Origin of the sequence: Lysinibacillus sp. G01H (genome assembly GCF_028872195.1) — a bacterium.
In the GTDB taxonomy this organism is placed as follows: Bacteria; Bacillota; Bacilli; order Bacillales_A; family Planococcaceae; genus Lysinibacillus; species Lysinibacillus capsici.
In genome coordinates this window covers 376,556-389,830 of the sequence record NZ_CP118397.1, presented here as the reverse complement: position 1 = coordinate 389,830, position 13,275 = coordinate 376,556, and the positions used below count along the sequence as shown (strand labels likewise).

General features: G+C 37.0%; 12 protein-coding genes and 1 riboswitch. Of the genes, 4 read left to right on the top strand and 8 right to left on the bottom strand.

What is annotated here, in order from left to right; genetic code table 11:
- Positions 1-46: 46 nt before the first annotated feature.
- Complete coding sequence (locus PSR12_RS01910) at positions 47-1,126, bottom strand: metallophosphoesterase (protein ID WP_274771343.1); 1,080 nt, start codon at positions 1,124-1,126, stop codon at positions 47-49.
- A gap of 309 nt (positions 1,127-1,435) precedes the next feature.
- Here PSR12_RS01910 and PSR12_RS01905 point away from each other — a divergent pair, with 309 nt between their 5' ends.
- Complete coding sequence (locus PSR12_RS01905; protein WP_257521043.1) at positions 1,436-2,584, top strand: acyl-CoA dehydrogenase family protein; 1,149 nt, start codon at positions 1,436-1,438, stop codon at positions 2,582-2,584.
- Between the two features lie 36 nt (positions 2,585-2,620).
- Here the strand turns inward: PSR12_RS01905 and PSR12_RS01900 are convergent, their stop codons facing one another.
- From PSR12_RS01900 to PSR12_RS01885, 4 genes are all read right to left on the bottom strand, one after another.
- Positions 2,621-4,831 (bottom strand): histidine kinase dimerization/phospho-acceptor domain-containing protein, encoded by a 2,211-nt coding sequence (locus tag PSR12_RS01900; RefSeq protein WP_274771341.1) that lies wholly within the window; start codon positions 4,829-4,831, stop codon positions 2,621-2,623.
- A 16-nt stretch (positions 4,832-4,847) separates the two neighbouring features.
- Positions 4,848-5,003: a hypothetical protein gene (locus PSR12_RS01895; protein ID WP_004229738.1), complete on the bottom strand. Its 156-nt coding sequence runs from the start codon at positions 5,001-5,003 to the stop codon at positions 4,848-4,850.
- Positions 4,981-5,673 carry a response regulator transcription factor gene (locus PSR12_RS01890; RefSeq protein WP_004229740.1) on the bottom strand — a complete coding sequence of 231 codons (693 nt, stop codon included), beginning with the start codon at positions 5,671-5,673 and terminating at the stop codon, positions 4,981-4,983. Before PSR12_RS01890 ends, PSR12_RS01895 begins: the two co-directional genes overlap by 23 nt.
- Positions 5,674-5,749: 76 nt before the next feature.
- On the bottom strand, positions 5,750-6,613 hold the full coding sequence (locus tag PSR12_RS01885) for a DMT family transporter (RefSeq protein ID WP_274771339.1): 864 nt from the start codon (positions 6,611-6,613) through the stop codon (positions 5,750-5,752).
- A gap of 155 nt (positions 6,614-6,768) precedes the next feature.
- Between PSR12_RS01885 and PSR12_RS01880 the strand changes: the two genes are divergently transcribed.
- Positions 6,769-6,999: a MerR family transcriptional regulator gene (locus tag PSR12_RS01880; RefSeq protein ID WP_004229745.1), complete on the top strand. Its 231-nt coding sequence runs from the start codon at positions 6,769-6,771 to the stop codon at positions 6,997-6,999.
- Between the two features lie 59 nt (positions 7,000-7,058).
- Here the strand turns inward: PSR12_RS01880 and PSR12_RS01875 are convergent, their stop codons facing one another.
- The 3 genes from PSR12_RS01875 to PSR12_RS01865 all read right to left on the bottom strand — a co-directional run bounded on the left by PSR12_RS01875 (position 7,059) and on the right by PSR12_RS01865 (position 10,524).
- Positions 7,059-8,045 (bottom strand): homoserine dehydrogenase, encoded by a 987-nt coding sequence (locus PSR12_RS01875; RefSeq protein ID WP_257521040.1) that lies wholly within the window; start codon positions 8,043-8,045, stop codon positions 7,059-7,061.
- Positions 8,046-8,507: 462 nt separating this feature from the next.
- Positions 8,508-8,891, bottom strand: a complete 384-nt coding sequence (locus tag PSR12_RS01870; RefSeq protein ID WP_221679071.1) for a hypothetical protein — start codon at positions 8,889-8,891, stop codon at positions 8,508-8,510.
- Between the two features lie 331 nt (positions 8,892-9,222).
- Positions 9,223-10,524: an O-acetylhomoserine aminocarboxypropyltransferase/cysteine synthase family protein gene (locus tag PSR12_RS01865; RefSeq protein WP_257521039.1), complete on the bottom strand. Its 1,302-nt coding sequence runs from the start codon at positions 10,522-10,524 to the stop codon at positions 9,223-9,225.
- Positions 10,525-10,640: 116 nt separating this feature from the next.
- A riboswitch (SAM riboswitch) is annotated at positions 10,641-10,754 on the bottom strand.
- A gap of 155 nt (positions 10,755-10,909) precedes the next feature.
- Here PSR12_RS01865 and PSR12_RS01860 point away from each other — a divergent pair.
- Both PSR12_RS01860 and PSR12_RS01855 read left to right on the top strand, forming a co-directional pair.
- Positions 10,910-11,542, top strand: coding sequence for a glycerol-3-phosphate acyltransferase (locus PSR12_RS01860; protein WP_257521038.1), 633 nt, complete (start codon positions 10,910-10,912; stop codon positions 11,540-11,542).
- 195 nt (positions 11,543-11,737) lie between these two features.
- Positions 11,738-13,219: an SLC13 family permease gene (locus tag PSR12_RS01855; protein ID WP_221679066.1), complete on the top strand. Its 1,482-nt coding sequence runs from the start codon at positions 11,738-11,740 to the stop codon at positions 13,217-13,219.
- Positions 13,220-13,275 lie beyond the last annotated feature (56 nt).

The window sequence follows — 13,275 nt, the reverse complement described above, 5'->3', positions numbered from 1 at the left end:
ACTACTGCCATTTCACCTAAGAAGCCGATTGTTAGATCATCACATTCTATTTAAATGTTATATCTACTACCCAAAGCTCTGATCTACTGCCAATTCGCATCGGTGGGCCCCAGAAGCCATAGCCTGATGAAACAAGTGTATGCATCTGTTCCTTCAATTTATAACCATAATCCAGTTCAAATACACGAGCTGTTATATACTGATTCGGCCACAGTTGTCCCTTGTGTGTATGACCAGACATATGTAAATCAACGCCCATTTTTGAAGGCATGTTCAAATCGTCAGGTGTATGATTCATTACAAGCCATGGTAAATTAGCAGAAGGCTTTAGTACCTCAAGTGGTTTTCTTTCTTTATTCGTTCTGTCCTCTTGCCCTGTTAATATAAACGCATCTTCTATAAGAATTGTTTCATCTAGGAGCATTTTCACATTGGCATTTTCCATTTCCTTAATAAACTCAGGAATTTTTTTGCCGTAATATTCATGGTTACCTAATATACCATATGTTCCATATGTAGATGTTAGTTGTTTCATGACATCTGCCATACCCTCTTGAACAAACCATTTAGGGTCATCGTCCACAATATCCCCAGCTAACAACACAATATCTGGTTGTGCTTCATTAGTTAAACTGACAAAACGTTGTAAATGTCGTTTATGTGATAAAACACCTAAGTGAAAATCAGATGCCACAACAGCTCTTAGTGTGTTTAACTCACTATCTTGTTTATCAATTGTTATTTCTAAATGACGAACAACTGGTGAATAGGCTAAATAGGAGCCAATGATACTTAACAAGAATAGGATTGCTACTGCTACGCTACCTATTATTTGCACATTTTTAAAAGGTGTGAGCCAAATAATAAATTGTGCAACTAAACATAGCAATATGCCATATTCAAAGATAAACATCCAATAATTACTGATTACAGAAAACACTCGTAATGACTCGTGTAATCTTCCGATTATAATACTAAAAGCAACCATATACAGCACGATCCAAAATAAGACCGGAAAACGAAACCACCCCATTGCTACAAGCCACTGCTTTACTCCCCACCCTAAATAGAAAGTCAAAGCACTATAAATACTAATTAAAAGAACACCACCGATTACTTTTGGCATAACCAAGTCCTCTACTTTCTGTCTATAATTTAATTGATTATATCATTATGCTTAACAATCATATTGCTTAAAGCACTTGAATAATCTTCTAGAGAAAGTAGGAACTTGTCACTTTATTCTATGACAAATTTAAGTTTACCTTTTCATATCATTAGTTACTCTCGTTTTACATGACATTTCACTGTATATAGATGACATTTTCGTCATTTACATATTAAATACCACTTTTATTTTCACATTTCTTCCAGTAACATAGTAGATGAACGAGCAAATTCGCGTATTTACGAGGAAAAAGGGGTGCTATTTCAAATGACACGTTATAAATTTGAAACAACAGAGCATGAGTTATTTCGCAAAACCTTTCGTAAGTTTTTAGCTGAAGAAGCTGAACCGCATTATGCACAGTGGGAAAAGGATCATCTTATTCCGCTTTCTTTTTGGCGTAAGCTTGGTGATATGGGGTATCTTTGCCCACAAGTAGAAGAACAATATGGCGGACTGGGCTTGGATTTCAGCTTTGGCGTCATTATACAAGAAGAGCTTGAACGTATAGGCTCAAGTCTTATCGGGGTTGGCCTGCATAATGATATTGTTGTCCCATATATCGAAGCATATGGTACACACGAACAAAAATCTCGTTGGCTGCCAAAATGTGTTACAGGCGACTATATAACAGCTATTGCAATGACGGAGCCTGGTACAGGTTCAGACTTGGCAAATATCAAAACGTCAGCCATTCGCGATGGGGATCATTATATCGTAAATGGTCAAAAAACCTTTATAACAAATGGCATCCATACAAACTTAGCGGTTGTCGCAGTAAAAACAAATCCTCAGGCTGAGAAAAAGCATCGTGGTATTAGCCTACTTGTTATTGAAGAGGGCACACCTGGCTTTACAAAAGGAAGACAGCTCGAAAAAGTTGGTATGCATGCCCAAGATACAGCTGAACTCTATTTTGAAGATTGTCGAGTGCCTGTTCAAAACCTACTTGGAGAAGAAGGCAAGGGCTTTCATTATATGATGGAAAAACTACAACAAGAGCGATTAGCAGTAGCGATTGCCGCACAAACAGCCGCTGAGGATATGCTTATGCTAACGCTAGACTATGTGAAATCACGTCAGGCTTTTGGCAAAACAATCGGTGACTTCCAAAATACACAATTTAAAATAGCTGAAATGGCTACTAAAATCGAGCTTGGTAAATCCTTTTTGGAATCATTGATTGAAGAGCATATTGCAGGGAATGATGTTGTGACAAAAGTTTCTATGGCAAAATACTGGATTACCGAAAATGCACGTGACCTTGCTACGCAATGTATGCAATTGCATGGTGGCTATGGCTATATGGAGGAATATAAGATCGCTAGAAGATATAGAGATATACCTGTTATGTCGATCTATGCTGGTACTAATGAAGTCATGAAGGTTATTATCGCCAAAAATTTAGGCTTATAATAAAAAAGGCGGCCGAAGTTTGCCGCCTTTTTACCATTAAACTGCTGGAATTCGAACAATTACTTTAAATAAATCGCCATCTACATCAATGCTCATTCTTGCTCCATGTAAATCGACAATGGATTGTGCAATGGCTAATCCAAGCCCTGAGCCCTCTGTATGACGTGAGGCATCTGCACGTTTAAAGCGTTCAAATAATTCTTCAGCATCTTCACTAATTTCATACTTCGCTACATTTTTCACTGTAAATTCAGCATCACCATCTGCCGTACGCTTAAATGTCACATAAACACGCGTTCCCTCTAGTGCATACTTCAAGACATTGACAATTAAATTATCAATAAGTCTCCACCACTTTTGGCCATCCACATATGCAAAGATTGGATCATGAGGCATGGTCATTCGTAAATCTAGTTGTGACTGTGTTAAATCCTCTTTATGCTCCCCTACAGCTTGCTGGATAAGCTGTGTTAAATCTACTCGACTGCGGTGAAGTTCAATATTACCACTTGCCATTTTTGATACTTCAAAAAGGTCTTCAATCAGCACTTTTAAGCGTTCAGACTTTTTATCCAGTATATGAATGTATTGTTTCCGTTCTTCCTCTGTAATATTTGGCTTCTTCAATAAATCGGTATACGTAATTATTGAGGTTAAAGGAGTACGTAAATCATGACTCACATTTGTAATCAGCTCTGTTTTTAAACGCTCACTTTTCGCCTGCTCATGCATGGACGTACGCACACCTTCTCGTAAATGATTGAGGTTTTCTGCATGACCTGTAAGCGGAGATTTACCTTTTACCTTTACATCACGGTTTAAACGTCCTTCAGCCATATCCTTCGTATCTTTCATAATACGATTTAAATAACCCATTCTGGATAAGAAAACAATCATAGCAGGGAACCCTATAAGCATACAAATACCAAGCACAAGGACTGCAAAGCTCCCTACTCCAGTCATTAATGCAACAAGGCTACCTCCTCCAAAGAATGCTGCGGCTAGCATTACAATTGAATGCAATGCAATTGAACGATTAATAAATAAGTCAGTCATCGAATCGCCAAGTGACCATAAATAACTCGATTTAACATTCTCCTCTAGCTTTTTCAAAGTATCTACTCTTGTATACAACCATATTAATTGTACGAAGAAAACACTACCAATTACCATTAGAACAACTATTTTAAAGGCAATATCAAGTATAAAACGAACATAATTATTATTATATATTGAATTATATTCTATAGATTCAAAAACAACTTGTGCTGAAAAGAAATACATAAAGGCTGTTATTAATAAAAGAATAATTTGAACATCAATTTTATACTTCGTTAATAGATCTTTTTCCTTCATGCTCATAACTATCTGTAATAAGTCCTTACGCCCCCTCCATACAAAGACGGCCATTATAATACTTGTGATCCAAATAAAGTAATGGGTATATTGATTGCGCTGAAACTGTTGAAATTGTTGGTATCCTCCTTGTATCAAATCTTCTGATATTACTGCTTTTTTAGAGATAGCTATTACACCTGTATATTCTGTCGTTTCGTAAAGGTCATCTACATTCACATACGTTTCTGTACGGTAAAAAATATCTCTTAAATTATCACTGATATTCCATGCATATAGCGGTTTTCGATCAGTATACTTTATTTTATAGGCACTACTTTCAGAAACATCACCAGAACGGTAAATTTTACCAGTTTCTGTATTTGTCAACTCATATGACCAATAATCATAGGTTTTACTAAAGCTTTTGGATTCAGTTTGAGCGGCTTTGATATATTTATCAATAAGTTCTTCTTTTTCTGCAAAAATCTTCTTTCGTACATGCTCATCATCTTCAAAATTTGCGGTAATATCTTTAATTTTAGTATCCCGTTCAGTCTCTAGCTTTGTCTTTAATTCTGTAGCATTGGCATCTACAGCTTCCTGAATGCGCTGTTCATATTGTGCTTTAATATTTTCGATTTGCTGCCCTAATGTACCATAGTAATTACGATGATCATCTATTTCAGTTTGGGTAATCTCAATTTTATTTTTCAATTCCTCTGCATTCGGTACATTAATTACTAACGGTCCTAGTTCTGCAGTGAAATTATCGATTTCATGCTGGAAATTTTCCGATTCGAAATATGATTTCCCAATATACTGGTACCCCACATGATAAAAAGTAAAGATACCGAAAACTGTCCAGATTAAACACATTAACACGAGAAGAGATTTCCATTTTTTCACCATAAGTCTTTACACTCCTCTAAAAAATTCTTTCTAGTAACTGTAAAACCTCTGAGGAGCGAGAATTGACAATTTGATAGGCATAAACACCAAAATAAATGAGTCCAACAACGCCTGCTAGAAATCCTGCAATTGTCATATACTTCTCTAGTTTATTTTTCCATTTTATAGCCAACGCCCCATACCACCTTTAGATAGCGTGGATTTTTCGGATCAGCTTCAATTTTCTCACGTATTTTCCGAATGTGAACAGCTACAATATTTTCAGCATTATAAGCTTCCTCATTCCAAACACGTTCATAAATTTCACGAATCGAAAACACACGCCCTGCATTTTTCATTAATAGTTCTGTAATTTTATATTCTATCGGGGTTAGTCGAACTGGTTCTCCTTCTAGTACAACTTCTTTTGCCTCTTCATCAAGAACTAGTCCGTCTATTTCCACTTTTGTAGCTCCCTCACTATACGTTCCTAGCTGCACATAACGGCGCAGCTGTGATTTTACACGTGCCAATAGCTCTAATGGATGGAATGGCTTTGTCACATAATCATCAGCTCCTACCGATAATCCATGAATCTTATCGCCATCCTCCGCCTTTGCACTTAGCATGATAATGGGGATATTGCGCTCTTCCCTAATTTTAAAGGTTGCTGTAATTCCATCCATATTTGGCATCATGATATCTAAAATTATTAAATGTACTTCATTGTTCTCTAGCTTTTTTAATGCATCTAAGCCATCTGCTGCTTTAATGACATGATAGCCTTCATTTTTTAAATAGATTTCAATACCATCACGAATATCTTGATCGTCATCTGTAACAAGAACTGTTAATTTCGTCATGATATACACCTCGCTCTCAAATATAAGTGTATCTTCTAAATCTTAAAAACCAGCTATTATAAAAATGAAGAATTTCTTAAGGTTTTAGCTTTTTTCTCCCACCCATTGTTAAAACAACAATGCCACCTAAAAGCATCGCTACTCCAAGCCAGGAAACTACACTTAAGTGTTCTCCAACTAAAAACACACCAAGAATTGCAGCAGTCAAGGGTTCTGCTAATGAAAGTGTTACAGCTGAGGATGAACTAATTTTTTGTAGTCCACTTAAAAACAGGAAATACGCTACACTTGTACACATAATCCCCATAAATAACATTGTCCATAAGTTGTGCACATTTACTAACCAGGAAAATCCACCTTGTAAAGAAAACGGCAGTAAAAACAAAGCGCAAATGGAGAATGTCATAGCAACTGCGGGTAATGCCTCTTCTTGTGCCATTAATTTTTTACTTATGTTTGTGTAAAATGCAAAGGATAAACCTGCACAAAGCGCTAATATGAATCCGCCAACGTGAACAGAATCTTCTCCATTATTCATAAACAATAAAAGACATCCGATAATGGCCATCAATGTAGCAAGTCCCCATACCGCTGTGGGACGTGTTTTCCATACTAGCCACTCTAAAACACCAGAAAACACTGGTGCACTACCAATAGTAGCAACAGTTCCAATGGCTATACCTGTTAGGCGAATGGATGAGAAGAAAAGACCTTGGAAAAGCGCAATACTAGCCGCAGCTAAAATTGTCCATTTCCATGACCACCTTAAAAAGTTAATTTTCCTCATTATAATCGTAATAACTAATAATAAACTGCCACCAATTGCAGAACGAATCATGGCCACTGCTATCGGAGATACCCCTTGATCCAAATATGTTTGGGCAGTACCTGTCATTCCCCATAGAATTGCTGCTAGTAATACAAACAATGAATTTAGCATTTATCAACTCATCCCCGCTTCACTACGTTATCAATACTAATCATACATATTTATCCAAAATCAAACAATTATCATTTTTACTTTTCTTTTAATTCCAATAGTATGTTTTCTCATGAATGGACGTTATAATAAAAACAGTAAAAGGAGCGAATCGTATGTACAAATCAATTGAAGAGACAGCTATTGATCTTGGTATGCCTGAGGATCAAGTTATGCGTCTAATTTATGAAGGACGCATCCGTTCTGTTTACGATGGCCAACAAATTTTAATCAATAGCGGACAATTCAGCACTTATTTTAAACAATTGGAACGTATAAAAGAGGAAATTGAAATTTGGCGAGCTACTCCTATTCCAGAGGACATAGACGTCAAAGATGAAGACTAAAAGCCCACCATTCATACAATTGAACATTGTTGAATGGCGGGCCTTTTTTAAAGCTTTTATTAGATTGTCACAACAAATCCTGCTCTTTTCCCAATGATTTCAGCATAATCTTCTACCATCACACTCGCTGTTGGATACATCCCTGCTCCAGGACCGATTAATGTTAATGTACCAATATAGTTAGTCTCTAATGCCACCGCATTGAACACATCGTCGACTGGATAAAGTGGATGCTCTTTATCAACTAGTTGAGGACCTACTTTTGCAACAATCTTACCGTCAGCTAGTTTTTCCACTTCAGCTACATGGCGGTAACGTAGACCCTTTTCACATGCTTCATGAACTTGTTCAGCAGAGATACTATCGATCCCAATTACCTCTACATCAGACCAGTCAGGCTGCTCACCAAAAGCTAAAGCACTTAATATCATTAATTTTTTAAATGCATCCTGCCCAGATATATCATTATATGGATCTGCTTCGGCATAACCTAAGCCTTGTGCCTCTTTTAAAGCTGTTTCGAACGACCAGCCCTGTGCACGCATTTTTGTTAAAATATAATTACATGTGCCATTTAAGACACCTTGTATACGACTTACATCATTTACAAGTAAAATATTTTTCATTGTTTTTATAACAGGTACGCCACCAGCAGTAGTAGCCTCATAGCCTACAAAAACACCATTAGCTTTTGCAAGATCCTGCAACTCCAAACCTCGTTTGGCAAACATCACTTTATTGGCAGTAATAACATGACACTTATGTTCCACCGCTCGCTTTAAATAACTGTATGCAGGTTCTTCGTTCACAATTGCTTCAAACACTACCTGCATACCTGGCTCTGCTAAGACTTCATCCATACTTGTTGTCATTAAATGTGCTGTGCCTGGTACACGTTCACGACTAGCATCTGTCACTAAAATCTTCGCTACCTCTAATTCAATACCTAATTTATTTTTTAGCTCTTCTCGTTTTTCATTTAAAATATGGTAAATCCCCTGACCTACCGTTCCAAATCCTAAAATCGCTGCCTTTATAGTTGCCATTCCTATTATTCCCTCCAACTTACATTCCGCAGTTTCATTAAAGCTAACTCTCCATGGGGTTGTGTCATGACAATGTGACACCCACCGCAGTCTTTAGCTAACAACTCTCTTTGTATGAGTTTCGCTATTTCTATATGTGTTAGGACACATACAAATTCAAATAATTCAAAATTTAACTTAAAGAAAATTGTAACGCAAATACACACTTTGCACAAGAAAAATCTTTCTAGGAAGGACATTTGTTTTCTCTAGATGTGCAAAAGAAATCGGTTTCATTCCCTTTATTATACGTTTTATTAATCAATCTATAAGATTTGAACAAATATTGACTATTTACATTTCAATATATGAATGTCTTTCTTCTATTATATATATGTATGCTCAGACACTCATAACAATCCCTTTAAAGAAAAAACTCATTCCCTGTAGCAGCAGAGAATGAGCTTAAAAATATGAGGGGTCTTAACTTGCTTTTGAAAGCAATTGATAACGGTATTGTGCTAAAGCTTGTTGAACAAGACTAATCTCTTCTTCTGTAAAATTTGGTATTGCATATGTACGTTCCACTAATTGAAATGTACCATACTTCAAGTAAAACTCTGTCGCAGGAAGTGAGATATGGCTCACACCATACTGTTCATATGCCTCAAATACTTCCTTAACAGCAAAGTCTTCTTCAGTAAAAACACGTTCTTGAAATGCTGTATGACCAAATACTTCCTGCCATTTTCTTTCAACTGATGTAAGAAGGTGTTGAATGGATTTATTGTTGACAAATACATGCCCTTCATTTAGCTCATATATTAGATAGGATACAATGTTTTGCGCACTATAGATGTTACCCATTTTAAACACTCCTTTATCATCAGTTTTTGGGAAGAGTAGTCACTGGCTAGGCAACTACCCTTCTATATATTCAAAAGTGGGGGAGCACTTATGAAAACATTAACCTTTTTTCTAAAGAATTTTCGTACTGTTAACTTATTTCCTAGTATATACCATGGATTTAATAAAATCAACAATACATATAAAATTACTTGGTATTTTTTTATAAGGTTCTGATAATTAACGGGTGCAATAATAGGTTGATGTAGCAACGTTTAACGCATTACCAAATGAGGCTAATCGAATGAGAAAATACGTAAACGCCACAACATTCTACCATTTGCTTTAAACTTTAAGCTTCTACTGTTTGTTCAGTTGTTGTTGCCTGTGTAATGGCTTGATCTAAATCAGCAATAATATCCTCTACTGCCTCTAAACCGATGGATAAGCGAATGAGCGACTCGGTTACACCAGCTTGAACTAATTCTTCTGCTGATAGTTGCTGATGTGTAGTGGAAGCTGGATGAATAATTAATGACTTTGCATCACCTACATTTGCTACATGTGAAAATAATCTCACGCTATCAATAAGCTTTCTCCCAGCTTCTCGTCCACCCTTGATGCCAAATGTAAGCACTGAACCGAAGCCATTTCTTAAATATTTTTTTGCTAACCCATGTGTCGGAAAATCTTCTAGGCCGTTATAATTTACATACTCCACAGATGGGTGGTTTTGTAAATACTTAGCCACTGCCAACGCATTTTCATTGTGTTTAGGGATACGCAGATGAAGCGTTTCTAACCCTTGCAATAAATTAAAGGCAGCATCAGCACTTAGTGTTGGACCAAAATCACGTAATAATTGTACACGTAGCTTTGTAGCAAAGGCAGCAGAAGCAGTATCAATTCCATAACGTAACCCATGGTAAGAGGCATCTGGTTCAGTAAAACCAGGGAATCGACCGCTAGTCCAATCAAACTTACCAGCGTCTACAACAACGCCCCCTAAAGTTGTACCATGACCTCCTATCCATTTAGTTGCTGAATGAACCACAACATCTGCACCGTATTCAATAGGTGTAGAACCGTAAGGAGAAGCAAACGTGCTGTCAATAATTAATGGTAGACCATTATCATGTGCAATTTTAGCTACTGCTTCAATATCTAAAACCTTTAAGCTTGGATTACCATAAACCTCTGCAAAGACAGCTTTTGTTTTATCAGTAATCGCCGCATTGAAATTCTCTGGATTTGTTTCATCTACAAAAATTGTTTTAATACCGTAGTTTGGTAATGTGTTAGCAAATAAATTATACGTACCACCATATAAAGAACTAGCTGCTACTATCTCATCACCAGCTCCAGCTAGATTTAAAATGGAAAATGCGATAGCTGCTGCACCAGATGAAAGTGCTACTGCTGCTGTTCCACCTTCCAATAAAGCCACACGTTTTTCAAACACATCAACTGTTGGATTAGTAATTCTTGTGTAAATGTTCCCTGCTTCCTCTAAGGCAAAAAGACGTTGCGCATGAGCAGTGTCTTTAAATACGAAAGCAGTTGAGCGATAGACTGGAACTGTGCGAGAACCCGTCACTGGGTCTGGCTCTTGACCACCATGCAACAGCAATGTTTCTGGTTTAAAATTTGTCATTGTGTACCTCCAAATGGTTATTTTTTTACGATGGTACCGGAGATGAGGAGGATTTTTCTGTAGAAAACAAAAACCCTCTTCAGCTAAGAAGAGGGTTGCGGTTGCAAGTTTTCCTCCCCTTATCTGCCAGATCCAAGTAAGAATCTGTAGGAATTAGCACCTTAGTAAGCTCATTGCTTACTGGTTGCCGGGCATCATAGGGCCTATCCCTCCGCCGCTCTTGATAAGAGTATGAGATTCAATTTCCATCGTTGTTACACAGTATAAACATAGAGTTTTTTTCTGTCAACATGTAAATTTTATTTTTTCCGAAACTTCTGTCTGCTCTTATACGTAATATGAACGCATACACTATTTTAGAAAAAATTTTGAGAGGAGTATTTTTATGGTAAAGGCCGTGATCATTTTTCTTATGATTGGCTATTTAATAGGCTGTATTCACGGCTCTAAAGTGGCTCAATTTTTATCGGGGGTTGATTTAAAAAAGGCTGGGCACGGTAATGCTGGTGCCTCTAATGCTACTCTTTCCCTTGGTTGGAAATATGGCGTTTTAGTTGCCCTCATCGATATAGGCAAAGGTGTTGTGGCTATTATAGGTGCGCATTTTTATCTAGCTGACGCCATTCATTTAACAGAAGAACAAATTTGGCTGCTTACTTATATAATGGCTGCTGGGGTTATTTTAGGTCATAATTTCCCATTCTACATGGGCTTCAACGGGGGGAAAGGAACTGCCTCCATCATTGGTATTTTACTTGCTGTTGATTGGAAGATTGGTTTATTTGCACTTATTTTATTTGTTATTTTATCCTTTGCAACAAATTATTTAATTGTTGGTGTTCTAGAATTTTATCTCGTGTTTTGTACAGCAACTTATTTATGGATTCCTGGCATTGGCCCAACCATTATAGCTCTTCTTCTTTTTGGCATAGCCATTATCCTGCACCTTGAAAATATTAAACGATTAGTCATTGGCACAGAGCCTAAAGTAACTTCTGCCTTTAAGAAAAAGAAATAATATTTTTTGGATATTTTTGTATTATTTGTGACCATGTATTTTCTCTTTATCTACTCATATTGCTGTAAAAAACACAATTTTCACATAGATTTTTTTCTACAATAAAATCGACATATTCTTATCTTAATAAAACATTATACAGGCCGATGTTATGGATAATGATCGTCATTTTTATCGTAGAAAGGATGAGAAAATATGTCTTCCCCAAAGCAAGCAGCTACAAAATTTAATTTAAAGCCACTGTGGATTGGCTTGGCATTCGCGTTACTAATCATTATTACCTTTTTACCTAATAATGGTGATTTACCTATAGCTGGGCAACGAGCTTTAGCCATTTTAGCTTTTGCAGTCATCCTTTGGGTTACAGAGGCCGTTTCATATCCTGTGAGCTCGGCCATGATCATTGCGCTAGTAACTGTTTTACTAGGACTCGCTCCGTCAATGGAGGATCCAACTACAGAGCTAGGAACAGCTAGCGCATTAAAATTATCTTTAAGCGGCTTTAGTAATTCTGCCGTTGCTTTAGTAGCAGCAGCTCTTTTTCTAGCGGCAGCAATGCAAATTACTAATCTACATAAACGACTTGCTCTTTGGATTCTTTCATTGGTAGGAACGAAAACAAAAGCTATCGTATTTGGCGCTATTTTAGTCTCTATCGTCCTCGCATTTTTTGTACCTTCTGCTACAGCACGTGCTGGCGCAGTAGTACCGATATTGCTTGGAATGGTGGCAGCTTTTGGTTTACCACGTGATAGTCGGCTTGCTGCCTTATTAGTTATTACTTCGGTACAAGCAGTTTCCATTTGGAATATCGGTATTAAGACTGCAGCAGCTCAAAATATGGTGGCTTTAAACTTTATCCAAGAGCAATTTAATGTGGATATTTCATGGGGTGCTTGGCTACTTTATGCCGCCCCCTTCTCAATTATTATGTCTATCTTTTTATTTTTCATTATGATTGCTTTAATTAAACCTGAGACTAGCAATATCGAAGGTGGTAAAGAGGTCATCAAAAAACAGCTTGCAGAGCTTGGCCCATTAAAGGCTCCTGAAATTCGTTTAATCATTACATCCGTAGTTTTACTATTTTTCTGGGCAACTGAAGGAAAGCTACATCCATTTGATACGACAACAGTCACAATTATTGCTATCGCTATTCTATTAATGCCTAAAATCGGTGTGTATTCGTGGAAGGAAGTTGAGCCTCATATTCCATGGGGAACAATTATCGTCTTTGCGGTAGGCATTATGTTAGGAACCATTTTACTAAATACGCAAGGTGCTGCATGGTTATCAGATAAAGTTTTTGGTTCACTCGGGCTAAATACTATGCCTTTACTAGCAACCATCGCACTCGTAACTTTATTTAACATTTTGATTCATTTAGGCTTTGCAAGCGCAACTAGCTTAGCCTCAGCACTTATACCTGTGTTTATCGTTTTAGCCTCCACATTAACGGCTAATGTTGATCAAGTTGGTTTTGTTATTGTGCAACAATTCGTCATAAGCTTTGGCTTCCTATTACCAATTAGTGCACCACAAAACATGCTTGCCTATGGTACAGGTTCCTTTACAACAAAGGATTTCTTGAAATCTGGGATTCCATTAACCATTATCGGTTTCCTTCTCGTACTTTTGTTCTCTGCAACTTATTGGAAATGGATTGGATTATTATAAGACTTTCATTAAATTAAAACGTAAAAGCCTTGAAGAAACAGACTAAACTGTCCTTC

What these genes read in the sequence shown, in the direction of transcription:
- PSR12_RS01885 (WP_274771339.1), bottom strand. Translation starts at nt 6,613, where the DNA reads ATGCTAAATTCATTGTTTGTATTACTAGCAGCAATTCTATGGGGAATG.
- PSR12_RS01875 (WP_257521040.1), bottom strand. Translation starts at nt 8,045, where the DNA reads ATGGCAACTATAAAGGCAGCGATTTTAGGATTTGGAACGGTAGGTCAG.
- PSR12_RS01905 (WP_257521043.1), top strand. Translation starts at nt 1,436, where the DNA reads ATGACACGTTATAAATTTGAAACAACAGAGCATGAGTTATTTCGCAAA.
- PSR12_RS01890 (WP_004229740.1), bottom strand. Translation starts at nt 5,673, where the DNA reads ATGACGAAATTAACAGTTCTTGTTACAGATGACGATCAAGATATTCGT.
- PSR12_RS01870 (WP_221679071.1), bottom strand. Translation starts at nt 8,891, where the DNA reads ATGGGTAACATCTATAGTGCGCAAAACATTGTATCCTATCTAATATAT.
- PSR12_RS01855 (WP_221679066.1), top strand. Translation starts at nt 11,738, where the DNA reads ATGTCTTCCCCAAAGCAAGCAGCTACAAAATTTAATTTAAAGCCACTG.
- PSR12_RS01900 (WP_274771341.1), bottom strand. Translation starts at nt 4,831, where the DNA reads ATGGTGAAAAAATGGAAATCTCTTCTCGTGTTAATGTGTTTAATCTGG.
- PSR12_RS01865 (WP_257521039.1), bottom strand. Translation starts at nt 10,524, where the DNA reads ATGACAAATTTTAAACCAGAAACATTGCTGTTGCATGGTGGTCAAGAG.
- PSR12_RS01860 (WP_257521038.1), top strand. Translation starts at nt 10,910, where the DNA reads ATGGTAAAGGCCGTGATCATTTTTCTTATGATTGGCTATTTAATAGGC.
- PSR12_RS01910 (WP_274771343.1), bottom strand. Translation starts at nt 1,126, where the DNA reads ATGCCAAAAGTAATCGGTGGTGTTCTTTTAATTAGTATTTATAGTGCT.
- PSR12_RS01880 (WP_004229745.1), top strand. Translation starts at nt 6,769, where the DNA reads ATGTACAAATCAATTGAAGAGACAGCTATTGATCTTGGTATGCCTGAG.